20 protein-coding genes, 2 pseudogenes and 1 riboswitch are annotated in these 25,323 nt (G+C 39.1%); of the genes and pseudogenes, 11 read left to right on the top strand and 11 right to left on the bottom strand.

Annotated elements, in window-relative coordinates; genetic code table 11:
• Positions 1 to 4: 4 nt before the first annotated feature.
• From BA79_RS16455 to BA79_RS16435, 4 genes are all read left to right on the top strand, one after another.
• The gene (locus BA79_RS16455) at positions 5 to 1,258 is read left to right on the top strand and encodes an MFS transporter (protein WP_035703969.1); all 1,254 of its coding nucleotides are present in this window, start codon (positions 5 to 7) and stop codon (positions 1,256 to 1,258) included.
• The gene (locus BA79_RS16450) at positions 1,255 to 3,582 is read left to right on the top strand and encodes an FtsX-like permease family protein (RefSeq protein WP_035703966.1); all 2,328 of its coding nucleotides are present in this window, start codon (positions 1,255 to 1,257) and stop codon (positions 3,580 to 3,582) included. Before BA79_RS16455 ends, BA79_RS16450 begins: the two co-directional genes overlap by 4 nt.
• Positions 3,583 to 3,595: 13 nt before the next feature.
• Entirely contained in the window at positions 3,596 to 4,357 is a 762-nt protein-coding gene (locus BA79_RS16445; RefSeq protein WP_035703962.1) for an ABC transporter ATP-binding protein, read from the top strand.
• A 658-nt stretch (positions 4,358 to 5,015) separates the two neighbouring features.
• Positions 5,016 to 6,194, top strand: coding sequence for a response regulator aspartate phosphatase (locus BA79_RS16435; protein ID WP_035703956.1), 1,179 nt, complete (start codon positions 5,016 to 5,018; stop codon positions 6,192 to 6,194).
• A gap of 93 nt (positions 6,195 to 6,287) precedes the next feature.
• On the opposite strand, the gene BA79_RS16430 is transcribed toward BA79_RS16435, so the two are convergent.
• From BA79_RS16430 to BA79_RS16410, 5 genes are all read right to left on the bottom strand, one after another.
• The gene (locus tag BA79_RS16430; protein ID WP_008347382.1) at positions 6,288 to 7,136 is read right to left on the bottom strand and encodes a PRD domain-containing protein; all 849 of its coding nucleotides are present in this window, start codon (positions 7,134 to 7,136) and stop codon (positions 6,288 to 6,290) included.
• A gap of 31 nt (positions 7,137 to 7,167) precedes the next feature.
• Positions 7,168 to 8,634, bottom strand: coding sequence for a glycoside hydrolase family 1 protein (locus BA79_RS16425; protein ID WP_035703953.1), 1,467 nt, complete (start codon positions 8,632 to 8,634; stop codon positions 7,168 to 7,170).
• Positions 8,635 to 8,638: 4 nt separating this feature from the next.
• Complete coding sequence (locus tag BA79_RS16420) at positions 8,639 to 10,498, bottom strand: beta-glucoside-specific PTS transporter subunit IIABC (protein ID WP_035703951.1); 1,860 nt, start codon at positions 10,496 to 10,498, stop codon at positions 8,639 to 8,641.
• A gap of 331 nt (positions 10,499 to 10,829) precedes the next feature.
• Entirely contained in the window at positions 10,830 to 11,783 is a 954-nt protein-coding gene (locus BA79_RS16415) for a hypothetical protein (protein ID WP_035703947.1), read from the bottom strand.
• A gap of 101 nt (positions 11,784 to 11,884) precedes the next feature.
• Positions 11,885 to 12,778, bottom strand: coding sequence for a hypothetical protein (locus BA79_RS16410; RefSeq protein ID WP_035703945.1), 894 nt, complete (start codon positions 12,776 to 12,778; stop codon positions 11,885 to 11,887).
• A 182-nt stretch (positions 12,779 to 12,960) separates the two neighbouring features.
• On the opposite strand from BA79_RS16410, the gene BA79_RS16405 reads away from it, so the two are divergent.
• Both BA79_RS16405 and BA79_RS16400 read left to right on the top strand, forming a co-directional pair.
• On the top strand, positions 12,961 to 13,512 hold the full coding sequence (locus BA79_RS16405; RefSeq protein WP_035703942.1) for a PadR family transcriptional regulator: 552 nt from the start codon (positions 12,961 to 12,963) through the stop codon (positions 13,510 to 13,512).
• A 4-nt stretch (positions 13,513 to 13,516) separates the two neighbouring features.
• Entirely contained in the window at positions 13,517 to 14,005 is a 489-nt protein-coding gene (locus BA79_RS16400) for a DUF4188 domain-containing protein (protein WP_035703941.1), read from the top strand.
• 10 nt (positions 14,006 to 14,015) lie between these two features.
• On the opposite strand, the gene BA79_RS16395 is transcribed toward BA79_RS16400, so the two are convergent.
• A complete protein-coding gene (locus tag BA79_RS16395) occupies positions 14,016 to 14,639 on the bottom strand; it encodes an NUDIX hydrolase (protein WP_035703939.1) in 624 nt (207 codons plus the stop codon).
• Between the two features lie 170 nt (positions 14,640 to 14,809).
• Between BA79_RS16395 and BA79_RS16390 the strand changes: the two genes are divergently transcribed.
• Entirely contained in the window at positions 14,810 to 15,016 is a 207-nt protein-coding gene (locus BA79_RS16390; RefSeq protein WP_008347396.1) for a helix-turn-helix transcriptional regulator, read from the top strand.
• Positions 15,013 to 15,693 (top strand): DUF3169 family protein, encoded by a 681-nt coding sequence (locus BA79_RS16385; RefSeq protein ID WP_025208286.1) that lies wholly within the window; start codon positions 15,013 to 15,015, stop codon positions 15,691 to 15,693. The genes BA79_RS16390 and BA79_RS16385 overlap by 4 nt, the downstream gene beginning before the upstream one ends.
• Before the next feature lie 47 nt (positions 15,694 to 15,740).
• Here BA79_RS16385 and BA79_RS16380 read toward each other — a convergent pair whose 3' ends face one another.
• Positions 15,741 to 17,087, bottom strand: a complete 1,347-nt coding sequence (locus BA79_RS16380; RefSeq protein WP_008347408.1) for an amino acid permease — start codon at positions 17,085 to 17,087, stop codon at positions 15,741 to 15,743.
• Between the two features lie 162 nt (positions 17,088 to 17,249).
• Positions 17,250 to 17,329, bottom strand: a riboswitch (glycine riboswitch).
• A 276-nt stretch (positions 17,330 to 17,605) separates the two neighbouring features.
• On the opposite strand from BA79_RS16380, the gene BA79_RS16375 reads away from it, so the two are divergent.
• From BA79_RS16375 to BA79_RS16365, 3 genes and pseudogenes are all read left to right on the top strand, one after another.
• Entirely contained in the window at positions 17,606 to 18,622 is a 1,017-nt protein-coding gene (locus BA79_RS16375; protein ID WP_007497313.1) for a LacI family DNA-binding transcriptional regulator, read from the top strand.
• Between the two features lie 649 nt (positions 18,623 to 19,271).
• On the top strand, positions 19,272 to 20,453 hold the full coding sequence (locus BA79_RS16370) for an MFS transporter (RefSeq protein WP_007497314.1): 1,182 nt from the start codon (positions 19,272 to 19,274) through the stop codon (positions 20,451 to 20,453).
• An 18-nt stretch (positions 20,454 to 20,471) separates the two neighbouring features.
• Positions 20,472 to 21,373 (top strand): annotated as a pseudogene (locus tag BA79_RS16365) (quinate/shikimate dehydrogenase).
• 46 nt (positions 21,374 to 21,419) lie between these two features.
• On the opposite strand, the gene BA79_RS16360 reads toward BA79_RS16365, so the two are convergent.
• The 4 genes and pseudogenes from BA79_RS16360 to BA79_RS19465 form a co-directional block, all read right to left on the bottom strand.
• Positions 21,420 to 22,613 carry an MFS transporter gene (locus BA79_RS16360; RefSeq protein WP_035703933.1) on the bottom strand — a complete coding sequence of 398 codons (1,194 nt, stop codon included), beginning with the start codon at positions 22,611 to 22,613 and terminating at the stop codon, positions 21,420 to 21,422.
• Between the two features lie 289 nt (positions 22,614 to 22,902).
• Entirely contained in the window at positions 22,903 to 23,379 is a 477-nt protein-coding gene (locus BA79_RS16355; RefSeq protein WP_035703929.1) for a YxiF family protein, read from the bottom strand.
• 862 nt (positions 23,380 to 24,241) lie between these two features.
• Positions 24,242 to 24,604 (bottom strand): hypothetical protein, encoded by a 363-nt coding sequence (locus BA79_RS16345; RefSeq protein WP_035390066.1) that lies wholly within the window; start codon positions 24,602 to 24,604, stop codon positions 24,242 to 24,244.
• 30 nt (positions 24,605 to 24,634) lie between these two features.
• Positions 24,635 to 25,323, bottom strand: a pseudogene (locus BA79_RS19465) (hypothetical protein); the annotation flags it as partial.

The following is a 25,323-nucleotide window of genomic DNA, read 5'->3' as shown; positions in this document are numbered from 1 at the left end:
TTTCATGTCGTTATCAGCCAAAAATGGCTCCACCCATTTTATCTATCTCGTTCTCGGGCAAATTATTTCCGTTTTCGGGTCTTCCTTGATTCGTTTTGTTCTATCTTTACACGTCTTGGATATGACACATCGTGTTGATTTATATGCTCTGCTTTTCGCTTTATCCAATATCCCGCTCCTCCTTTCGCCATTAGCAGGAGCAATTGCTGACCGGTTTAACAGAAGAAATTTGATGATTTTATTTGATGTTCTTACTGGCATTATGATTCTGGCTTTTTATTTCTGGTTATTTTCAGGTCATGATTCACTTTATATGATTGGAGCCGTCATGATTCTCCTTGGTGTCATGAGTACGTTTTATGCTCCTGCTGTGATGTCCAGTATTCCTCAGCTAGTGAAAGAAGACAAATTAGAACAAGCGAATGGCATCGTGAATGGCGTGCAGGCCCTTTCAGGTGTTGTCGCTCCTATCATTGGCGGCGTTTTATACGGACTCATTGGGAGCCAGGTCATCATAGGCGCTAGCAGCATTGTATTTTTTCTATCAGCATGCATGCTTTTACGGTTAAATATCTCTTTCTCACCTAGCCCACTCGCAGAACCGATGACCAAAGTACTCTTGAAAGATATGAAACAAGGATTTTCCTATATCGGAAGCCAGCCATTTTTAAAAAGAGCCATGCTGCTTGCAGCGCTGCTAAATTTCATCCTCACACCATTTTTTATCGTTGGAGGTCCCATTATTTTAAGGGTCACAATGAAAAGCAGTGACATCATGTACGGAATAGGAATGGGTATCATTGAGTTTGCCGTCATCGCAGGCGCCCTGCTAGTTGGGCTTGTAGCGAAACATTGGCGCATTCCTACTTTGTATCGCTGGCTGCTCGTCATCGCAGTCATTTTGCTGCCTGTTGCTTTTTCAACATCCAAGATGGCTCTTCAATTTGGTACATTTCCAGCCTATTTTCTCTTTTTAGCAGGGTGTCTCCCAATTGCCATGCTGCTCACCATGATTTCGATCGTTGTCATCTCACATGTGCAAAAGAAAACACCCAATGCTCAATTAGGAAAAGTCATGGCCAATCTGACAATGGTCTCTCAATGTGCTGCACCGCTCGGTCAAATGATGTACGGGTTCTTGTTCAACACTTTTTCCGCCAGCATGTATGTGACCGTGTTAATCGTCAGTGCCTTGATGTTTGCACTTGCCTTCCTTACAAAAAATATGCTTCGACATGAAGGAGAATCAGCCTCATGAGATTGACGTTTATCAAGAAAGACCTAACCCGCCACCGTCTCATTTCAATCGGCTTAACCCTTTGCATCATGATGACATCATTTTTAGCAACAAGCGCTGCGCAAATGACAGTCCAGTTGAATGGTTCCATTTCTGATTTACTCCAATCAGCCAAAGCACCAGACTTTGTCCAAATGCACGATGGGAGCTTAGATGAAAAAGCGGTCGATACATTTTCAAGTAAACAGTCGATGGTGAAGGCACATCAAATTGTTCCAATGATTCCGATCGAACATGTCAGCATCAAGTTCGGGCAGGAGCCTGCTCAAGCGGGTGTGATGGATCATTTATTTGTAAAGCAAAATCGCTATTTTGATTTCCTTTTAAACGAACGAAATGAAAAGCTCACTGTCAATAAAGGAGAAGTAGCAGTCCCTATTTATTTTCAACAAAAATACCACTTAAAGATTGGCGAAAGGTTACTCATTACAAAAGGCTCTCATCAATTCTCTTTTCAAATCAAAACGTTCTTACGAGATGCCCAAATGAATCCAAGTCTTGTCAGTTCAAAGAGATTTCTTCTGCATGATGCGGACTGGGCGGCACTGAATCAAGTGTTTCAAAAAAAGGAGTACTTAATTGAATTTTTATTGCATGTTGCTGGTCAAGCAGATGCTTTTCAATCACTCTATCAATCATCTGAGCTGCCACAACAGGGGCCTGCTGTCACATTACCCCTGCTTCGCATGCTGAATGCCCTAACAGATGGTATGGTGATCGCCATTCTCCTTCTTGTCTGCTTTCTGCTCATTAGCATTTCTCTCCTCTCTCTTCGTCTCGCTATGACCGCCGCTATAGAAGAGGATGAACGTGAAATTGGAATCTTAAAAGTACTTGGAATCCCTTTATCAAAAATCAAACAATTATACGTTGGGAAATATGCTGTGCTTACCTGTATAGGGTGTATAGCAGGATATTTAATGACGCTCATGTTTGGTGATTTGTTTACAGCCAATATTCAGCAATATATGGGGAATCGCCTCTCTTTTATTCATCAGGTGATCCCGCTTTTGGTGTCAATTTTGACGGCAATGATCGTCATCTCATTCAGCTATGCTGTCCTAAGGAGATTTGGACAAATATCAGCCGCTCAAGCCATTCAAGGCGGCATAAGCTCACCAATCCATAAAAAACAAATTCCTATGCACCTCCAGAAAAACAGATTCCTCCCAGTAAATTTTTGGTTTGGTTTGAAAGATCTGTTCTCGCGAATAAAGATGTATTCAACAATTACTTGTATTATCGCGCTTTGTACATTTTTAATGTTGATGCCGATTCAGTTATGGTACACATTACAATCACCAGATTTCATCACATATCTTGGCTCAGGAAAAAGTGACCTTCGAATTGATATTCGGCAGGGAAATCATTTAGAGAAAAGTACAAATAAAATAGAGTCTATGATTAGCGAAGACCAAGACATTCAAACATCTGCCGTCTATGAAACAACTTCTCTACAAGCCAAAACAATGGAGAATACATTAGAAACGCTCTATTTAGAAACAGGTGATCTATCAGCATTCCCTCTCACCTATTTACAAGGAAGGGAACCGTTGAAGGAGGAAGAGATTGCTTTATCGGTGTTGAGTGCTGACTCACTTCAGAAAAAGATAGGCGAAAAAGTCACTCTCGCCACAAATGGGCAGCAAGTTCAAAAAATGGTTACCGGCATTTATCAAGACGTCACCAACGGAGGGAAAACTGCTAAAGCATTATCTCAGCCTTTTCCTCAATCATCCCTTTGGAAAACCATTCAAATACAATTAAAACAAGGAATAGATATGGCAGGAAAAAAAGCAGCACTTGAAACAAATATGTCTCCTGCAAAAGTGACAGATATGAAAGAATATGTGCATCAAACAATAGGAAGCACCGCATCTCTAGTAAAAGTGATTGCATTATTTTCAACCATCGCAGCTTTTGGAACAGCCAGCCTCATGTTAATGATGTTTCTACACATGTTAAGGGCGAAAGATTTAAATCGTACTCACTTGTTAAGGACGATTGGTTTTTCTCAAAAAGATTTAACCTATCAATACTTAACAAGTTTTATCGTCGTTCTCTCTATTGGTGCCTTCATTGGAGCAATCGCTGTTCATACTATTGGTCCGGCGTTAATGAGTGCAGGCGGAGCATCATTAGGAGCATCCAGCCTTCAGTGGTTAGCCCCGAAATGGGTTTGGATCGTGTATCCTCTCCTGCTGTTTATGGTGAATTTAACTGTCATCTCGTGGTTATTGAAGTCCTTTTTTTCTAGTAAAATCAGCCGTCATACACTTTCATAAGGAGATGTTTCACATGGAACAATTAATTGAAGCGAAACAATTGTCTTTACAAATTGATTCATTAAAAGGACAAAAACAGACCATTCTTAGAAATATTCACTTAACCATTAAACGTGGAGAATTTGTCACCATTATGGGACCTTCAGGATGTGGAAAAACCTCTTTGCTTTATCAACTTAGCGGTATAGAGACATCCTCCAGAGGGGAAATCAAATATAAAGGTCAACTGCTATCAGAAATGACAGACAAACAGTTAACAGCTTTGCGCTTATCAGAGATGGGATTCGTCTTTCAACACAGCCACTTACTAAAAAACCTCAATCTATTTGATAACATAATTGCTGCAGCTTACTTAGCGAAGAAAATGCCGAGAAAAGAAGTCAATGAACGAGCAAAATATCTAATGGAGAAACTTGATATTGATCATTTAGCTGATAGATATTTATCAGAAGTATCAGGAGGACAGCTCCAAAGAGCCTCTATCTGTCGAGCTCTTATGAATAAACCAAACATTCTTTTTGCAGATGAGCCCACAGGTGCTCTAAATTCAAGCACCACAAAGGAAGTCATGGATATTTTTTCACTAATCAATTCTGAAGGAACAACTCTGCTTCTCGCCACCCATGATCCAAAAGTGGCCCTTTGCTCTGAAAGAATTTTGTTTATGAATGACGGTGAAATTTCAGCTCATTTAAATTTAGGAAAATACGATCGCTTCACCGCTGAGAAACGAGAGGCCTTGTTAAACAAGTGGTTACAAAACTTAGGGTTTTAATTGGTGTCAAACAGGCAGAAAGCTGCCTGTTTTATTTTTTCTTACACTCAAAGGAGTAATCCATAGTCAAACTATTTGTTTCTAGTATGATTTTGCCGTCTTCTTGTTGACAAGATTCTGTCAGCAACTCAATTTCTTTGCTATAAAAGTATCTCTTTGAGATATAAAGAGTGACTAAAACAAGTAAAAGCGTCGTCATCACAATTGTCATTTGCCAGTTTAACATTTGAAATCTTTTTTTCATTTCAACATCCTTTCTGAAAGGTCAACACTTGTCTCGGATATTCACCTTTCTCAGTAACTACCAGTTTCTTTTCCAAAATCATCTAGCAACATCATAACTGATTTTCCCTTCTAGATCGACCTTTCATTGTTCTTTTCTCATAGCTAAAATAGCTTTATTTCATATATTCAGATGGTATTGTCGACCATAAACTTAAAACTAATAGTATCTATCACGTTTTTAGACTTCCAAAAAAAGATTTTACTCATTTGAATAAACAATCAATCATCATTACAATAACGTACATCTCATGACATAAGGTCCTTTTTATTACCTCCTGTCAATCACCTCCCAGAAACGATTATATTTTACCAAAAATTGTGATATCGTTTTTTATTGAAACAGGCGAAAGGATGTTAAAGAGGTGAAATTTCCATGAAAATCATTTCAGCTGAACAGGTGGGGAATCGTTTAAATGATTGGCGAATTGCCATTCGTAAGCATGATGTACACAATGCAAAGACAATCTACACAGAATTAAAGGAATTACTTCAAGAGATGGAAGAGAATCAGGAGGTCTTGACCTACTATTCATTGCTAGAAGGCAAGTTTAAGCTCATGTTATATGAACGAAGAGGTAAAAAACTAAATGAACCGACAGTGCTAGAATACCCTTCTAAAACAAACGACTTAATTGAATACTATTTTTACCTATATAAAGCTCTTTACGCTTCATATAACAGAGACTATGCATCAGCCATCGGACTGTTTAAAATTGCTGAGAAAAAACTACAAAACATTCCTGATGAAATAGAAGTAGCAGAATTCCATACGAAGGTCGCAAACCTATATATGATGCTTCGCCAAAGCCTGATTTCACTTCATTATATTCAGAATGCTATCGATATTTTCAAAGGGCATGATGGCTATGAAAGAAGACTGGCAGCAGCTTTTGTGATTGCAGCCACCAACTTCATGGATATTGGCGATTTCAAAAGAGCTGAGAATTACTACACAAAAGCATTACACATCTCAAATCAATTAAACGATCATTTTTTAGCATCACAGCTTTATCACAATATCAGTATTCTATATGCTGAAGTTGGAGAATCAAAAAAATGTATTGATGCCCTAGAAAAGGCTCTTAGTGATGATGACTACCTTTCATCTTGTTATTTCGAACACTCCATGTTTATGTTACTAAAAGAGCTACTCTCCATTGATGAAAAGTCGCAAGCTCTCTATTATTTTGAATTGGTCAAACAAAAACAAGAAATAGACAGAAACCCCATCTATACAGCAAAAATGAATTTTCTCTATCACCTATATTTCACTGAAGACATATCCAAAAAAGCTAAAACCTGTTTCGATGACATCAGTATTCTGAAAGAATTAAAGGATGTTGAAGGTGCCCGTGAATTAAGTGCACTAGCTGCCAAACACTTTGAAGAGCTGGGTTCAATTCACCAAGCATACCTCTTTTTGAAGGATGCCTATCAATTGGAACACACTACACTTAATTGGAGGAATTATGATGAAAAAAGTGAGTTTACTCATTTTCGCTTTAGCTATCGTTGTTTTCGGACAAACGGTGTCTTACAATTCGTTAAATGATACAAATCTTGGCCCAACAGAACGACCTATCGGAACATAAACCGATACAATACAAATAACCACTTGCCTTATTACAAGGCAAGTGGTCCACATTTATTTCAGTTCTTGATAAGAAATGAGGCGGTGAATATGTACCGCCAGATACGTAAGTTCGTCATTTGGAATAACAATACTATGCACCTGTTTAATATAATCTTTGATTTTGAAAGCTACATCCATCGCTTGAGGATACAAGTGTGCAATTTGTTCAAACAACTCATTTTCTTGATCTGATAATAATTTATTTGCGTAGAATCTTTCAACAAAGAATTTCACATGTGTAATAAATCGGCTGTAATGAATATTCTCTTGATCCATTTTCATATTCAACGTATAGCGGACAAGATTCACAATACTTCCGATCATCTTTGCATACTTCATGCCATCTTTGGAATCGGACTCTTCACCTAACGCATTAATTAAATGGAAGGCGATATTGGCCGCTTCTTCCTTTGGTAATTGAATGCCCAATGTATTGTTGACTAACTCAAGCGCATAATTACCTACTTCAAATTCTTCGGTATAGTAGTTTTTGATTTCCCAGTATACTCGATTTGTAATATTAATGTTCTTCTTGTGCCGTTCTACTGCAAAATTCAAGTGGTCCATCAAGGTAAAATAGACACCAGAATTCAGACTTGAGTTTAAGCGTTTTTCAGCATATTGAACAATATGCTGAGTTAAATCGATAAACTCTTGTGGCATTGAATCTAATAGTTGGAGAAATTCCTTCGCTCTCATGTTATCGACAGACATAAACACTTGATCTGCCTTCTTTTCTTCAATCATTTGACCTGGTTTTTGTCCATAACCAATCCCACGGCCGAATAGAACCATCTCCTGTTGGTTCTGATCTTCAGCCAGAACCACACTCGAGTTTAAAACTTTTTTGATTTTAAACATCGTCATCACCTGTTTTCATGATTGTGGTTTTTCAATCAAGCGATTCACCATTTGTTTCAATGACCTTTTTGTACCAATAAAATGAGTCTTTACGAGAACGTTTTAATGTACCGTTTCCATCGTCATCTTGATCTACATGAATGAACCCGTATCGTTTTGACATCTGTGATGTACCTGCACTAATAATATCAATTGAGCCCCAGCTCGTATATCCGAAGAGGTCAACGCCTTCTTCCACCGCTTCTCTCATTTGGCGGAAATGCTCTTTGAAATAGTTAATACGATAATCATCGTGAATTGATCCATCACTTTCAACAACATCTTTTGCACCCATGCCGTTTTCTACAATGATCAGTGGTTTTTGATAACGATCATATAATTCTATTAAAGAAATTTTCAGACCAACCGGATCAATTTGCCATCCCCAATCAGTAGATGGAAGGTAAGGATTTTTGACCCCACGGATGGTATTTCCATCCGTTTTTTCTAATCCTTCATCAGCTGATTCAGTTAAAGACATATAGTAGCTGAACGAGATAAAATCTACTGTATTTTCTTTTAAAATAGAAAGATCATCTGATTCCATTTGGATATGAATGTTTTTTCTCTCAAGCATGCGCTTGATAAGCGGCGGGTATTCACCAAATACCTGAACATCTGCATAGAAATAGTTTTCTAAGTTTTGTTTCAATGCCCGCTTCACATCATTCGGATGACAAGTGTGCGGATACGTTGTTAATTTTGTCAGCATACACCCTACTTGACTGCCTTGTATGATGCGATGACAATCTGCTGTTACGAGTGCAGAGGCAATGAATTGATGATGGAGTGCTTGATAAACCGTCTCTTCCTCTTTCCCTTCTGGGCAGCGATCAGGAATAATTCCTGCTGTAATAAAAGAGTGGCGGTGAATACTATCTATTTCATTAAAGGTCAGCCAATATTTCACATCATGTTTATAGCGTTCAAAACATACATTGGCGAACTTAACAAAGAGATCAACGACTTTTCTTTCAACCCAGCCATTATATTTCACGCTCAGTGCTAACGGCATTTCATAATGTGACAGTGTCACAATCGGTTCTATGTTGTGTTTTTTCATTTCTGCAAATACACGATCGTAAAATTGGAGTCCTTTTTCATTTGGTTCGTTCTCTTCTCCAGTTGGGAAGATACGGCTCCATGCAATAGAGATGCGAAGAGTTTTAAAACCCATTTCAGCAAATAGAGCCAAATCCTCTTTATAGTGATGATAGAAATCAACACCTCTGCGTTTTGGATACTTTTTATCATCTGGGTCTTTCATCGCTCGATCTATATTTTCAGAAGTAACAGCTAGATGCCCTTCATAATCTTCTACACTCAAATTAGACCTGTACATCGCAATATCAGCAACAGATGGGCCCTTTCCATCTACATTCCAAGCGCCTTCTGCTTGGTTGGCGGCAATGGCGCCGCCCCATAAAAATCCTTTTGGAAAACCTTTTATTGTCGTCATATGTTTAGCCTCCTAATTGGGTGATAACCATCAATGTATCTTGGCGATTGACCTCTTGTAATGGCTGTACCTTAATATCATATTGATCTGTATTCGTGATGACAGCAAGCGTAACTGGATCGTATCCTGCTTCCATGATTTTTTCTACATCAAATTCAATGAGTAAATCCCCTGCTTGTACACGATCTCCTGCCTGCACTTTTGGATAAAAATACTGTCCTTCCAACTGTACAGTATCAATGCCAATGTGGAATAATACTTCCACCCCTTTGTCCGTTTTCATACCAAGTGCATGGTTTGTTTCGAACAGCAAGGTGACCTCACCTTCTACTGGTGCATATAGCGCTCCTTCTGAAGGAATAATGGCAATTCCGTCTCCCATGACCTTTGAAGAGAATATATCATCTTTTACTTCAGATAGAGAGATCATTTGACCAATCACAGGGCTTTTGAAAGTTTCCCCTGCTCCAATTTGTTCAGCAAATGCATCTTGATCATTTGTCTTTTCTTCTACTTGTTTATCCTTACCTAATACAAAAGCAGCGATAAAAGCAACAACGAAGGAAATGACAGCTCCAATGACAGCAAACATTAGATTTCGTGGAAGCTCATCTGATATAAACATCGACATACTTGCTAATCCAGGACCAACAAGTACAAAGGCTTGTATACCAACTAATCCAATGAAGATCCCGCCAACAAACGAACCAATCATGACACTTCCAAGTACGCGTTTATTTTGAAGTGTCACACCATACAAAGCAGGTTCTGTGATGCCAAAAAATGCTGAAATTCCTGCCGAAATGGCTGTTGATCTGAGTACCTTGTCTTTCGTGCGTAGTGCCACTGCGAAACATGCTCCACTTTCCGCAATATTATGCGCAAGTGATGCTGGTAAATAAAGTGCTTCTTTCCCGAGGTTCCCCATCGTTGTCACTGCATAAGGGACCATTGCTTTGTGCATGCCTGATGCAACCATAAACGGGAGTACCGCTGCTAAGATTGCGACAGCTACCCAGCCTACTGTATTAAACATCGCAAGAATAACGGATGAAAACCCTTGTCCCGCCGTAAAACCAAGTGGTCCTAATAACAGTAACGTAACGGGTACAGTAATGACTAATGACATCATTGGGACAAAGAAAATCCGAATTGGTTTTGGTGAAAATCGTGTGAAGAATTTTTCCATTTGAGCGTAAAGCAATACAGAAAGGATTGCTGGAAACACTTGATACGCATAAGCTATATTTTTTACGTCGAATGACATTAATTGCGCACCTTCAGTAAGCATGGCTGTCATGTTCGGAAGAAGGAGTGCACCGACTGCTGATAATGCGACCAGTGGGTTTACCTTTAGTTTATTTGCCGTTGTGACAGCGACTAGTAATGGCAGGAAGTATAGTGGTGCGTCACCCACCATGTTCAGTATTTGATAGGTTTGGCCTTTTGCATCAACCCAGCCTAATAAAGAGAAAAGGAGAAGAAATGATTTTAAAATCCCTCCGCCTGCGATAGCCGGAACAAGCGGCTGGAAGACACCCACAATGAAATCTAATAGAACTGTGCCTACTTTTCTTTTTTCTTTTGGCTGATTGGATGGCACGCCTTGCCCAGACGAGCTGCCTCCCATTAAATTTGTTACCTGTTGATACACTTCAATCACGTCATTTCCAATGACCACTTGGCATTGTCCTGACATTCTGACAGCTATGACACCTGGTGTTTTTTCTAATGCTGGTACATCTGCTTTTTTCTGATCAATTAGTGTGAAGCGAAGTCTTGTTGAGCAGTGTTCAAGGTGCGCAATGTTTTCTTTACCACCTACATGCTGTAAAACATCTTTGGCGACTTGTGTGTAATCCATTTTTTCTCCTCCTTTTCTCATACATGAGACCTATATTTTGGCAATAAAAAAAGGATCTAAAACGACAAATTAAAGAAATTCATCGTTTTTAGATCCTGCCTGCATGACCAGTCACATGTCTAATTTATTTATATTGGATTTGTTTTTAGTATATATTGATTATATGAAAGCGTCAACATTTATTTTTCTAAAAATTATTAAGGTCTATATACCCAAAATACTTTTCTTTATTTACTTAAAGCAACTCTTTTGTTCCTTCTATCATCAATCAACCAAATGTTTCTCCATAAAAAACCAGATAAGTTGATTCACTCATCTGGTTTAAGATCACCTATTTTCTCTTTTCTTCTGCTTTCTTTTTAAATGCTTTCGCTTGTTTTTCATATTCCTTTTTCGTGACAGCTTTTAACTCTACCGAATCTCCTGTCATGATATATGGTTTAGGGAGTTTTTTATATTCCTGACGCGTGAAAGCTCTTAACTCTATTGTACCGTTGGTCTTTTTAACTGGCAGTTTGATTGATTTTGCATCTCGATCAGTCGAACCTATCAGTACACCTTGTTCAATTATAGGATCATAGCTCATGTCTAAAAATCCTCCACCATCCGTAAAGCCTCCGACTTCTAATTTCATTTCTTTATATGGCTTACAACCATCTTCAGAAACAGTTGTTATTAGAAAAGAGCCGAGCCATCCATTCTCAATATGCATGCTTTCCACTTGTAAAAATAGTTGTTTGTCCTCTGCCGTATATAGAAAACCATATACCTTCTCCACTTTATCCCTGAAGTGTCTCATATTGTCATAAAATCTAGTTTCTGATGTATCAACTAGATGTTGATGTCGATCTTGAATTTTTTTGTGATACGAATCTAGCTTTTTTCGATTGATTGCTTTATATATCCTGCTTTTCTTATCACCTTGTTTTTTCACAGATAGGTCTTTACCGGACATTCGAACTTCGTATATGATTGTTTCTTTGCCTTGTTTGACTCGAAATTCATAACCGTTTTCCTTTGAACTCCCGGACACTACATATTGTTTATTATATATTTTGGGATCCCACCATATTTCTTCTATATACTTTTCGTTTAGATGCCCCGTTACTTTGCCTTTATTCTCAGATATCTCAAACCAGCTCATTTTATCCTTCGTTTTATACGCAAATGCATAGGCATGATTCAATGAATTCTTTTGTGCGATTGCTTGATATGCTGTCCAGCCGCCTCCACCTAAGACGAGTACTGCCAGGATAGACACGACCCACATTTTCAATTTACTCATAGGTACCTCCACTCAAATATGTTTTGAAAAACCTTCAAGATCCCTATTTATTCTGATCGTCCTGAAATGCCATTCACAACAATCATCTGTTCCAACACGATCTATTTTTGCCATTCTTTCGCCTTCTTTTTGAATGCTTCCGTTTGTTCTTGATATTCCTCTTTCGTGACCGCTTTAAATTCTATGATCCCGCCTGCCATTTTAAAAGGAAATTTAATGTATGTTGCGTCTCGGTCAGTTTCCCCTAAAATAAAACCCTTTTCAATTGCAGGATAAGTACTCAAATCAAACATTATCCCATCTGAAACTCCACCTGCTGTATGTTTCGTTTCTTTATAAGGTTCACCACCATCTCCTGGGACCTTTCTCATTAGAAAAGAACCTGCCCATTCAGACTGCATATACATTCGTTTTACTTTTAAAAATAGTTGGTATGAACCATCCTCTGCTGTATACAGATAACCATAAGCGCCTGTTACTTTCTTAATGAAGTTTCGTACATAATCATGAAATCTATTTTCCGTGTCATCCATCAGTTTCTCATATAGAGTATGAATGTCCTGTTGAACAGCACGTAGGTTTTTTTGATCAACTGCTTTGTATGTGATGCTGTGCTTTTCACCTTGTTTTTTCACAGAAAGATCTTTTTCGGCAAGGTGAACTTCATATGTGACCGTTTCTTTCCCTTGCTTCACATAAAATTCGTAACCGTTTTCAATTGATTTTCCGGTTAATTGATATTTGTTGATAAATAGATTGGGATCATAATGCCTTTGCGGATTTTCCTCTAAAATGGTTTCGTTCAGCTGGCCTGTTACTTTTCCGTTTCTCTCCGTTACCTTGAACCAGTTCACACGATCATGAGTCTTATATGCAAAGGCGTAGGGATGATTCAAACCACTCTTTTGTGCGATTGCTTGATAGGCTATCCAGCCGCCTCCACCAATCAGTAGGACCGCCAGAATAGTCATGATCCAGATTTTCGATTTACTCATATGTCCCCTCCAAACTATAATCGTTCACTCTATATGAAGGATTCATCTCATTGATTAACCAATCAGTGATCTCTTCACCTCCTTTCTAGCATTTATTTTTTTCTCATACCTCTTGTATCTGCAGTTATACATCGTTTATCATATATCTAAATGATATATCTTTTAGATAGGTGTGTTGATCAATGAAAAAATACAATGATACGACATATGCGATTTTGGGGATTTTAACGACAGATTGTAAGTCTGGGTATGAAGTGAAGCAATTAATTGATAGGAGCTTGCATCACTTTTGGAAAATTAGTTATGGACAAATTTATCCAGCTTTAAAGTTAATAGTCGAGGAAGGGCTTGCGAAGGTTTCACCCACTTCTACAACTGGCCGCTCAGACAAGCGGGAATATCATCTAACTGAAAAAGGGCTGGACACGTTGAGGCAATGGCTGGCACAGCCGCTCGATCAAGTACCATCAGAACGAAATGAGGTGTTATTAAAGTTATTTTTTGGTCAATATCTTTCGTTTGAGAAAAAATTGGTGCTTTTACAGGATTATGAGAGGCAGCTCCGTATCCGTTATGAGACATATGTTGCGATTGAACAAAACATTCAAGAGCTGTATCCAGATGAAGCTGATGCGAAGTATTGGCTGTATACGTTAAATTACGGAAAGAAAGTGGCGCAGGCTGGAATTGATTGGTGCGTGGAGACCTGTGAATCAATGAGGAAAGAAGGTTGAACAAATGAAAAAAAATATACGTGCAGGCAGGTATACAACAGACAATTCTGAGCCGATTGTTGTGTTCATTATCGGAATGAGAATCAATAAACGCTGGGCTGTCCATCAATGGCTGCCAGTATTTAAGGCGATGCCGGGGATGATCAAAGAACTTTATACACATCAAGATGAACTTGGTTTTCTCGGGACAGAAAATTACTTCGGTTTACGCACCACCACCATGATCCAATATTGGAAATCAACAGAGGACCTCCTTGCCTATGCCAAGATGGAGAAGCATTTGGCTGCTTGGAAAGGATTTAACCAAAGAGCACGACATAATGACGCGGTCGGAATTTATCATGAAACGTATCAAATTCAAGCCGGCTCATATGAATCTATCTACGTGAACATGCCTTCATATGGATTGAGCCAAGCGAAAGCGCCCATCCTAATTGGAAAAGGGAAAGGAAAAGAAACTGCAAAAGAACGCCTTTATACAACAAATTCCTAGAGCTGATTCTCTAGGAATTTCTTTTTGCAACCATCACAAAATGTTTTAATATGCGGGCAGTTAATCCCCAAATGGTGTAACGATTGTAATCATAAAACCACTCTTCAATCGAACGACTCCCCCAGCTGTATTTTTCACCATTCATGATTTTTTCATAAGGAAAGTCCTCTCCTGGTGTTGGCTGCACCGATACATGGTGTAAGTACGGTTCGTATTGGCTGAGCCATGATAGAGGCACAGTAAAGGTCTCATCTACTTCTTCTTGATTAAAGGAATGTTTGACCTGCTGTTCATCAATGATTCCGACAAATGGATATACCACAAAGGATGGAGAGGCAATATAAGGGCTGAGTTGTCCTAAAACCTTGACGGATTCGGGCGGAATCCCTAGTTCTTCATATGTTTCCCGCAGTGCAGCTTCTTGTGCGGTTTCGCCGCCGTCGAGTTTGCCTCCTGGGAAGCTAATATCGCCAGGCTGTTTTCTCATCGTCAGTGATCGCACTTCAAATAAAACATGCCATTCCCCGTTTACTTGCACCAAAGGGACAAGGACTGCCGCTTTGAACGCTGTCTCTTCTCCGATAAATAGCGGCTGTGATTGATGTAAGTCACTTTTTAATTGATCAATGAACATGGGCATCACCTATTTTCTGTTTCTCTTTTCTTTAGCGTATCATTGATTCTCTTTTGAATAAAGGCGATCTTTCTGACAATTATTTTTATCATTTTGACAAATATTCTTATCAAAATGAATATAATACTTTACAATCAAGATAACATTTTGATCAGAGTTGAGGTGACAGAATGAAAAATCGGCTAAAAGAGCTGCGGGCACGTGATGGTTTAAACCAGACGGAGCTTGCGAAACGGGCAAAGGTTTCCCGCCAGACGATCAGCTTAATGGAACGAGATGAATTAATGCCATCTCTCTTACTTGCTATGAGGCTTTCACGTATTTTTCAAGAACCCATTGAACATATTTTTCTATTCGAGGAGGATGAACTCACATGAAAACTGTATACAAAATGCTCTTAGGTGCTCTCCTTGGTTTTCTCGGTGCTTACTGTTTGCTGGCAGCCGAATTTGAGCTGACACTTCTGCAAGCTGCATTTGAGGCGACCCTTGTCATCACTGGCTTGACAGTTCTATTCATCATTTATTGTTTTTCAGGCATTTCACGCATGAAGAAAAGAGTCTCTCTTTCAGTATCCGGTGATGAGGAGGATGAACTAGAGGTAAAACAGTACCGAACCTTTACTGATGTAACGTTAGCTAATACGGTGAGTACCATTTTATCGATCATTGCAATTGGTATTTCCATCGTGACTGAGCAGCCACTCTGGCTGATTCTCACAAATGCTGCCTTATTTTTGATCACCGTCATTCTTTCTTATGTGTCGACCTCTGTCCTAAAGCTCGTCTATCCTAATCGTCACCTACCTAGTCCAACCGATAAAGATTATGGCAAAAAACTGCTCGCCATTTCTGATGAAGGCGAAAAGCATGTGATGCTCGATGGGCTTTTTCACACTTTTCAAATGATGAATATTTTATTGACCGGTGCCATGTTTATTTTGATTGTCTATTCTCTTGGCGCCAATCACTCTCAGCTCTTCTCCATCATCGTCGTTGGACTTGTTCTGATCATTCTTAATGCATACTATATGTTGAAGATTAGAAATCGTTAAATAAGCAAAAGCACAGCCATTTAAAAAGGCTGTGCTTTTTTCGTTCATTATGCTGAACGGCGTTTCTTTCGTGCATAAATCAAAAATAAGAACCCAAACCATACGGGTGTCAATAACAATGCTGGACGTGTTGCATCAGCGAAAAGCATGATGACAAGAATAGCAGCAAAGAGCACAAGAACCGCTATATTCACAAAAGGTGTAAATGGCGCTTTAAAGGTAGACGCCTTATGCAGTTCAGGACGTGTCTTCTTATATTTCAGATGGCATATTAAAATAATACTCCATACCCAAATGAAACAAATGGCACTGATCGTTGTCACAATACCAAAGGCTTGTTCAGGAATCAGCTTGCTTAAAAGAGCCCCTACTGACACCACAATCGTCGACACAAACAGGGCATTACTTGGAACAGCATGCTTATTTAGACGGCCAAAAGATGCCGGTCCTTGTTTTTGATGACTGAGATTATACAAAATTCGGCTCGTTGAGAACATACCGCTATTACAAGCAGACGCCGCAGATGTCAGGACGACAAAGTTGATGAGTCCCGCCGCTACTGGTATCCCAATGAGTCCAAAGGTTTTCACAAAAGGACTTTCTGATGCACTGAGTTCTGTCCATGGGTTGATGCATAGTAATACAAAAATCGCACCTACATAGAAAAAGAGAATTCTTAATGGAATTTTATTAATCGCAGACGGGATATTTTTTTGCGGATTCGCTGTTTCTGCTGCTGACACACCGACAAGTTCCACGCCCACATACGCAAAAATCACCATCTGGAATGACAATAAGAAGCCTGTCACACCATTTGGAAATAATCCTCCGTGTGACCACAGATTCGTTACCGTCACGGGTCCTGCATCTGTTTGAAAACCAATGATTAACAGGACAATTCCAACGCCAATCAACAGTAATATCGTAATCACTTTAATCAGTGCAAACCAAAATTCCATTTCTCCAAAAAGCTTCACCGTTAATAAATTAAATCCTAGTAAAATCAATAAACAAATAATAGCAGGAATCCACTGCGGTATATCAAACCAATACTGCACATACACCCCGACCGCAATAACATCCGCCATCGCTGTCATAATCCAACAAAACCAATACGTCCATCCTGTCACAAAGGAAGCCCATGGTCCAAGATAATCCTCTGCTATATCCGTTAAAGATTGATAGCCCGCCTTAGATAAGAGCAATTCTCCAAGTGCCCTCATGACAAAAAAGATGGCCATTCCGACAATTAAGTACGCAAAAATGATCGATGGTCCTGCCAATTGAATAGCCTTTCCAGACCCTAAAAATAGCCCAGTTCCAATCGTTCCGCCAATGGCAATTAATTGAACATGACGGTTTGATAAATCTCGCTTTAACTCTTGTTGTGCCAATTTCAACACCCTCCTACGACACGATCCTATACTGAAATAATGAACTCTCAAAAAGTCCATAAAAAAAGAGATTGGATGCGCTCCAATCTCACGGTCATAAAAGAATAGCAAAATAGAGAAAAGCAATACACAGTATGATCCATGCATCACAAATACAATATTTCGTACTCTTCTGTCCTTTTGCCTGAGATTGTGAACCCTTCGGCGCCGCACATACATGCGGTCTCTCCAGAAGCTGCTCCTGCCATAGTGTGACCCACAGCAATCATAGCCTTCGATATTTACTTTAAATGTTGCTATTTCTGAATAATTTTATATTTTACGCCTCTAAAAGAAAGCTGTCAATGGTAATCTTTTAAGATGTTGTTTCCTCCTTATCTGAAGCCGATATGACATCACTTCATCAACACCCCTTGATTAAGGTATAATGAAACAAAGAATGTTCGGCTAGTTTGGTGGAGACATCCATCTTGATGATGAACCATAGTTAGGCAATCCAATGAAGTTGGTGAAGACAAATGAAAAAAATGAACAAACAGCGTGTGACATTACAAGAAGTCGCTCGGCATGCCGGTGTATCGACTTCAACGGCCTCACTCGTTGTTCGCAACAACCCTAGGATCTCTGAAGCCACCCGGAAAAAAGTGCTGCAATCCATGGAGGATTTGGGATACGTGTACGATCGCGTCGCTGCCAACATGCGGTCGAAAAGTTCAAATATTGTGGGTGTGATCGTCACGGATATTTCAAACACCTTTATTTCTGAATTTTTAATTGGTGTGCAAACCACACTTGAATCACTTGGCTATACCGTTTTACTTGGGACAACCTTTGATAGTGTAGATAAGCAGGAGCGTCTCATCTCCACAATGGTAGAGCACCGAGTGGGTGGAATCATCTTAAATCCAGCATCGAAGAGCTCGACACGAACGGTGAAACAATTAAACAACATTCGCACACCAAAAGTATTGGCAAATCGTGAATTAGCAGATGTCCATTGTGATTATGTCGGCGTTGATTATGAACAAGGTACTTGGATGGCGGTGCGTCATCTTCTTCAAAAAGGGCATCGCCGCATCGCTTTCTTAGGCGGAGTCAAATCCTCCTCGACTTGGATTGAACGGATGAAAGGGTTCAAAAGAGCCCATGATGATGAAGACCTGACGATGGATGAATCTCTTATTATCGATATGGTACCTACCCGTGAAGGCGGGAAAGAAGCCCTTGCCCAAGTGATTGACCTTCCCGAACCACCTACTGCTATTTTTTGCTTCAGTGATTTAGTGGCGTTTGGGGTGATTCAAGAATTGGCAGCGCGTGACATCAAGCCTGGTGAAGACATTGATGTAGTTGGATTCGATAACATCCCTGAAGCGGAGATGTATCACCCGCCGCTCACCACAGTCTCATCATTTCCACGATCCATTGGAGTCAAAGCAGCCAACCTTTTGTATCATAAAATGAACGAGCAGGATGAAGAACTGCAGCGATTGATATTAAAGCCTCAACTTCATATTCGAGAAACCTCGACATGATCATGAAAAGGAGAATTGCAAAGCGATTCTCCCTTTCAGATTGTTGACAAAGGGCTAAAATGAACTTGATTTTAGCCCTTTGTCTTCTTTTCAGCGTGATAGAAAACCTTTGCAGTCTAGGAAGGACGAGCACCGGAGCAGAGCGAATTTGACATTCGTGAGCACCGGAGCGCAGGACTGACAAAGAATGCGAGGGTTTGTCTACACGCTGAAAGGAGAATTGCAAAGCGATTCTCCTTTTTTTATTGAGCAAGTCAACTATTTCTTTATTACATTTTTCTTTTTTTAAATCGCAAAGTCATAAACTTGACACATTTTAAACGCAGGAGTATATTTATCTCGTTGCTTCTTTTAGTATATCGTTATACCTTTTGTGAACATATCGTTATTTATGATATCAACTACAGTTAAAGATGGATCTTTTGATTCTGATCAAATCGAGGAAGTCCATCAACTTATGATAACTGTTATTATTTTTAATTATTTAGTAGAACGATGTACTTATTTGAAGAACAGATGAATATTCATTATTTTTTCATCAATCACACAAGGGGTGTTGTGATGGACTTAATATTATTTACGTTTAAGGAAATAACAAAGGGTAACAAGAATTTGGCCCGAACAGGGTTTCAAATATAGGAGTGGGAACATGAAAAATCCATACATTAAATCATCACTTGGCATGTACTTAAACTATTTCATGCTAGGCATGATCAATATTATTGTGGCATCAAACATGGAAAGCTTATCTGAACGCTACCATGTAGATATTCCAAAAATCAGCTTGCTTGTATCAGCAATCGGTATCGGTAAATTAATTGCTCTCTTTTTCTCTGGTAGGCTGGCAGACAGCTGGGGGCGAAAACCTGTCATTATTACAGGTAACTTTCTTTACTTATTATTCTTAATTGGGATTCCAACGACGACCAATTATACATTGGCTTTCATTTTTGCCATTTCCGCAGGGATTGCAAACTCATTGCTTGATTCAGGGACATATCCTGCTTTGACAGAGTCATTTCCTAAAAAAGCAAGTTCAGCTTCTGTATTAGTGAAGGCGTCTGTATCAATTGGTGCGACTGTTCTTCCATTTATCTTGGCATTCCTTATTGCACATGACATCTTCTGGGGCTGGGCATTCTTTGGTCTAGGACTTCTTTATTTACTTGTAGGCATTTACTTGATCTTTATGCCGTTCCCAAATCATAAGCAAACGGCTTCTCAAAACGATCTTCCCGTTCAAGAGCAAATGAAGGAAGAACCGAAAATGTTTGGTGAAGGTTTAGCTGTTGTACTTATGGGATTCACGTCTACTGCATTATTTGTCGTATGGCAAACTTGGCTTCCACAGCTCGGGTTGAAATTGATTGGGCTTGGCTCAGGACAAGCGACGCAGCTTCTTTCTTATTTTAGTATTGGTGCACTCGTATCTGTTCTATTGCTTTCAATCGTATTAGATAAATTCATTTCACCAATTATGGTCGCTATTATTTACCCAATCGGGGCATTCCTTGCCATGCTTTCACTATTTCAAATCGAAACATACGGCATTGTCATTGTTAGTACCTTTTTCTTAGGATTATTTACAGCCGGCATTTTCCAGTTGGCGATGAGTATTATGATGAAATTATTCCCTACAAACAAAGCAACAGCTTCATCATATGTCAACATTGCGGCAAGCTCAGCGTTTATCCTTGTTCCGCTTATTACAAGCGGACTCGTTAGCACGTACGATATTAAAATGACTTTATTCTTCGATATGATCATTGCGGTCATCAGCGTATTGTTAGCAGTCTTTGTTTTACGACGCATGAAAAAATTGTTTAGATAATTAAAGGAGATGTCAATCATGACAAACATACATGAACGTAATATTGATGGAAAAACAAAATTAGTCGGTCTTCTTGCAACACCAATCGGGCACAGCCTGTCACCACGGATGCACAACCTTGGCCTACACTAACAGGAATCAACTATGCTTACCTTGCTTTTGAGGTAGGAAATGATGAACTAGAAGCAGCAGTAAACGGGATGAAAGCAATGGGTGCAGCTGGATTTAACGTATCCATGCCGAACAAAATGAAAGTGCTCGATTACTTAGATGAACTAGATGATTCTGCAAAATATACTCGCGCAAGCAACACAGTTGTGAACAAAGATGGCAAGCTGGTTGGCTACAACACAGATGGTCTTGGTTACGTAAGAAACTTAATTGAACATGGCGTTGAATTAGCTGGACAAAAGGTTACACTTGTTGGATCTGGCGGCGCTGCAACACCGATCGCCATTCAGCTTGCACAATCAGGTATTCGTGAAATTAGTATTTTTGCTCGTAATGATCAATACTTTGTTCAAGCAGAAGAAAATGTAAATTACATCAACAACGAAATGAAATCATTCGGTGTCAAAGCGAATATCTTCCCACTTGAAGACAAAGACGCTTTCCGTCGTGAAGTAGCTGAAAGTGCGATCTTAGCAAACGGGACAAGCCTTGGCATGAAACCATTAGATGAGCTCAGCATTATTGACGATACACTTGATGTATTACGCAAAGACTTAATCGTGACAGATGTCGTCTACAACCCGCAAAAAACAAAACTTCTTGCTCAAGCACAAGAAGCGGGTGCCAAAACGATTAACGGTCTTGGCATGATGCTATGGCAAGGTGCCCTTGCGTACAAACTCTTTACTGGCGAGGATATGCCGGTTGAACAAGTGAAACAAATTCTATTTGAAAATGACCGTTTCTAAACGAAACACATAAAAAAGACGACCTCCGCTTTGGAAGTCGTCTTTTTTATTCGTGTATCATCACACGGCGATATCGATAAAGGATATACATCGCCCCGATGATCGCAACAACAGCCACACCCGCATCAAATATAAAGATTTGTAAAATCGTCGAGTGGGTTTCGATCAAACCAGTGACGACCGGAATCACAATGGCGGACACTCCGCCTGCTGTTGAGATAATTCCTGTCATCGTCCCTTTGTTTTTCCAGAAGAACTCAGCCATTACGGTTAACGTCAGCTGAAAGACACCAGCTGTTGAAAAGCCCAATACAAATGCATTGACGGTCCCGATGACTGGAGACTTCACGACCAATAGCACACAGATAGAGGCTAATGTAATAATCGGATAGAGTAGCAGCACGGTGACCGGACGAACAATGCGGCGCAAAAGAAATGCGAGCAATAAGACAGACAGCAAACCGCCCATGCTATAGTAACTAAGCAGCTTCACAGCACTGCCAGAAGCCATCCCCAAAATTTCCTCACCGTACGTAGGCAGCCAAATTTGCGGCAAGGCGTACAGACCATTTGATGTAAAACTGATCACAATCAGTGCGACCCCTTCTCTCCAAAACGTAGGCTCTGATGAGAAGCGCGGAAGTCCATCATGCTCCGTCACCTGAACTTGCTCCACCTTGCGATGATTCGGAAATGGCAATGTCCACAGCATGATCACATTCACTAAATAAATAAAAGCAGGTAAATAAAACGCAAATCCATAAAACAGATCATGCTCTGCTAAAAAGAAAATAGCGAGCGGCAGAATGGTCGCCCCAATCGAAATAAACGCCTTCACCATCACATTTGCAGATCCCGAGTTTTGAGGAAAAGCTTCCATTAAAGCCGGATACGTCCCTGCATCCATCGCCGAATTCGCCACCCCTGCCAAAATCGCAAACGCAAACGCGATTTGATAATTCGGAGACAATGGGATTCCAATGAGGAACACTGCCATCAGCACCCCCGAAACCAAAATGACCGGCTTTCGTCCAAAACGATCTGACAGTACGCCCGATAGACCATACGTGAGCACCCTGCCAATACCGAGTGCAGAGATCATATAACTTATCCCCGCACTATTTGTATCTAATTGTTTGATCAAAAATGGCATATTAGAAGCCAAAATAATATTGACCATACCTAATAAAAAATAATTGATATAAAGACTAGAAGCCGTTCTCAAATACGGATTCCTCATGCTGACACACCCCTCAACACATTGCAATGAAGTGACAAATAATGGTTACGCTTACAAGATTCATGCGTGAGGAGAAACAGCTTTGCAACCTTCACGTACTTGAAACATCTCATCATTTCATGCAGCTCACAGCTTACATGCCCTTCATTTATCAAGCATCTCTTCAAATTTTCACTAGCTCTTATTTTATATGAATGTGAAAGGTAATGATAGTGAATTGCTTAAATTTGAGGGAAATGGTTATAGAGAAAAATCCCTGTCATTTTTTGAAATGAAGCTTGATCTAAACTCACATTCCCCAAAAACTAAACTCATAAAAATATTCTGTACGCTCTATGCATAATCCAAAATGAAAATCCTCTGCTATTAAAATGAAATCTCCGTATCCACTTAAAAATTTGGTTTGCTCAAGAAGTTGATTTAAATGATGAAACACTTCATCCACATTCACTAAAAGCGCTTCAATTTCATGATCTCGGAAAAAAAGCAATCTCCCTTGTTCAGGAGTCTCTTTTATCCTCCCGACCATTTCATTTAACATTTGTGTAGACTTTTCAATATGCTCTAGATAGTTGTCTCCATGTATTTGACTTTTATGTTCTCTCGATTGCAGGAAAGTAAATACCTTCTGACAAAAAAATTGATTCTCTTCGACCTCCAAAAAAGGGGGTTCTGGAAGTGTCATATAGCTTAATTCGTTTATTAAGTGCTTTCTTCTGCTTTTTCTTTTTAAGGTTTCGATTTTTGTTTTTCCTTTATTATTCATAGGAGCACCTCCACAAGGCGTATAAACATTGCTCTCTAGACATCTCCCCCTTGAAAATTCCACCAGGCTACACGGTGGAATGAACTGATTTCTAGATAACTATGCTTTTTTTCAAAATTTCCGGATATAAATCTAGGAAATCAATATAAATGGGGACTTTGTATAATTACATGTACGTAATAATGAATCTTATGTTGTTTAAAATCCCGAATAAATACATTCCTACTTACTCTTTTTACAATGTGACATTTTTCATCAGTGTAAATTAAATAATCTTGATCAGTATAAAACCAATCAAGATCTTATTTCATCATTAAATTTCAGCAATAACGGACTAATTTGAATGTATTTTTGAAATGAAATCTCGAAGAACTGTCTTTGCTGGTAGGTTCGCAGTAGTAGTCAACATTTGATTTATACGTTCTGTAATCTGAGGATGTTTCAGTACTATTTTTTTACCCTCTTCAATAGGATAACTTCTTAATGTATCAATACAAATCTCAAATAATTCCGCATCATTAGTATTCAGCAAATCCAATAAAATATGAAACTCATATTCATTGCACTCATTATCGAGACAGTACGCAATTTTTCGCTGCCACTCTATTAGTTTATTGAGTACCTGTTTTGATAGTTCTTCCCAATCGTTTAGGCTAAAATACAAGAGTATCTCACTTACTAGTATTTATCAGCGGATAAAAGTTTATCCAGTTCTATATACATTTTTAATGCTCCAATGATGGTTCCACATATTTTTCTTTTTAAGCATTGTTTGGTTTTTATTCATTATAAGACCACCACCATAGAAACGGCAAAACAGAGAAGCACTAGCCTTATTAACCTCGTAGAAATACATACAGTTTTATTTCCACCAGTTAGATGTAATTTCTTTTAAATGAAATTCTATAAAATCTATCACTTTGCTATAGTCATCAGAGCTAAACTCCTGAATAGGATTGTCCCAATCTGTATTTTTAACTATTAGAACAAGATAGTTGCCATCTGAAGATAAATCGGGATACCAACCTAAGTCCAATGTTATTGATGATTTCTCATGATAAAGCTGTAACAAACTTTCAGTGAACATAAACCATCTTTCATCTTCTGTTTCTAACTTTCTAGGGTCAATTTCCCAAAAATGATTATAACGGACATTCCAACCTTCAGTTATCCTCAAGGGATGAATGTTTACTTCCGGAATATCAAGTTTCACATGCTTTCTCATCTTTATCCGACCTCTTTGTTAATTTTATAGTTATTTTATTCCTAATTTGTTTAAATACTTATTTAATCTATCACCAGCTATTGGATGACCGTGATACACATTACCACTCGTTAGTTCTCCTCTAATCCAACTAGTAGATTTTCCATTATCATAACCAACAACTTTACCAGTATCATAAATGAAGTAAAAATTATTATTGCCATTATCAATGATATGCCCTCTTTGAAGAGCTTCTTTTTCTATCACTTTATTATTTATTTCAGGTAGGTATTGAGCATTTCGTCTTCCGGTTTCACTAAAACGTTTCGCTTCTTCGGCAGTTCTAGCCTTTAAATGCTTATTATCATGATGAGAATATACTGCACTATTTATCTTTATTCTAAAATCTTTTCTACCATAATAACTTTTATGAGCAATTTCATCATGCCTTTTTGAAATATTAGGTATACCTGAACTCTTTACACCCATCTTCCCATGAAACCCTTTTGCCCCAAACGGCAAAAGCATCCCAAGCGCCGCATTCATACTCGCTTCCTGCTGTTCTTTCGAGACTTTATTTCCAAACATATCTCGACCCGTAATCGCTTCGCTGAAGCCGTTAGTTGCGGTGAGTCCATATAAGCCTTTTTGAGATGTTTTCAGGGCGTCAAAAGACTTCTGTGATGTCTTGTAAATGTCGACCGCTCTTACTGCGGCGGACGTGGCTTGAGTCGTTTTAT

The organism is Bacillus altitudinis 41KF2b (genome assembly GCF_000691145.1).
In the GTDB taxonomy this organism is placed as follows: domain Bacteria; phylum Bacillota; class Bacilli; order Bacillales; family Bacillaceae; genus Bacillus; species Bacillus altitudinis.
This window is presented reverse-complemented; position numbering and strand designations above follow the sequence as displayed.

Coding starts and splice junctions, on each gene's coding strand:
- BA79_RS16450 (WP_035703966.1), top strand. CDS start 1,255: ATGAGATTGACGTTTATCAAGAAAGACCTAACCCGCCACCGTCTCATT.
- BA79_RS16360 (WP_035703933.1), bottom strand. CDS start 22,613: ATGAGGAATCCGTATTTGAGAACGGCTTCTAGTCTTTATATCAATTAT.
- BA79_RS16415 (WP_035703947.1), bottom strand. CDS start 11,783: ATGAGTAAATTGAAAATGTGGGTCGTGTCTATCCTGGCAGTACTCGTC.
- BA79_RS16395 (WP_035703939.1), bottom strand. CDS start 14,639: ATGTTCATTGATCAATTAAAAAGTGACTTACATCAATCACAGCCGCTA.
- BA79_RS16435 (WP_035703956.1), top strand. CDS start 5,016: ATGAAAATCATTTCAGCTGAACAGGTGGGGAATCGTTTAAATGATTGG.
- BA79_RS16400 (WP_035703941.1), top strand. CDS start 13,517: ATGAAAAAAAATATACGTGCAGGCAGGTATACAACAGACAATTCTGAG.
- BA79_RS16420 (WP_035703951.1), bottom strand. CDS start 10,498: ATGGATTACACACAAGTCGCCAAAGATGTTTTACAGCATGTAGGTGGT.
- BA79_RS16455 (WP_035703969.1), top strand. CDS start 5: ATGTCGTTATCAGCCAAAAATGGCTCCACCCATTTTATCTATCTCGTT.
- BA79_RS16375 (WP_007497313.1), top strand. CDS start 17,606: ATGAAAAAAATGAACAAACAGCGTGTGACATTACAAGAAGTCGCTCGG.
- BA79_RS16410 (WP_035703945.1), bottom strand. CDS start 12,778: ATGAGTAAATCGAAAATCTGGATCATGACTATTCTGGCGGTCCTACTG.
- BA79_RS16345 (WP_035390066.1), bottom strand. CDS start 24,604: ATGAGAAAGCATGTGAAACTTGATATTCCGGAAGTAAACATTCATCCC.
- BA79_RS16390 (WP_008347396.1), top strand. CDS start 14,810: ATGAAAAATCGGCTAAAAGAGCTGCGGGCACGTGATGGTTTAAACCAG.
- BA79_RS16425 (WP_035703953.1), bottom strand. CDS start 8,634: ATGACGACAATAAAAGGTTTTCCAAAAGGATTTTTATGGGGCGGCGCC.
- BA79_RS16355 (WP_035703929.1), bottom strand. CDS start 23,379: ATGAATAATAAAGGAAAAACAAAAATCGAAACCTTAAAAAGAAAAAGC.
- BA79_RS16430 (WP_008347382.1), bottom strand. CDS start 7,136: ATGTTTAAAATCAAAAAAGTTTTAAACTCGAGTGTGGTTCTGGCTGAA.
- BA79_RS16405 (WP_035703942.1), top strand. CDS start 12,961: ATGAAAAAATACAATGATACGACATATGCGATTTTGGGGATTTTAACG.
- BA79_RS16385 (WP_025208286.1), top strand. CDS start 15,013: ATGAAAACTGTATACAAAATGCTCTTAGGTGCTCTCCTTGGTTTTCTC.
- BA79_RS16445 (WP_035703962.1), top strand. CDS start 3,596: ATGGAACAATTAATTGAAGCGAAACAATTGTCTTTACAAATTGATTCA.
- BA79_RS16370 (WP_007497314.1), top strand. CDS start 19,272: ATGAAAAATCCATACATTAAATCATCACTTGGCATGTACTTAAACTAT.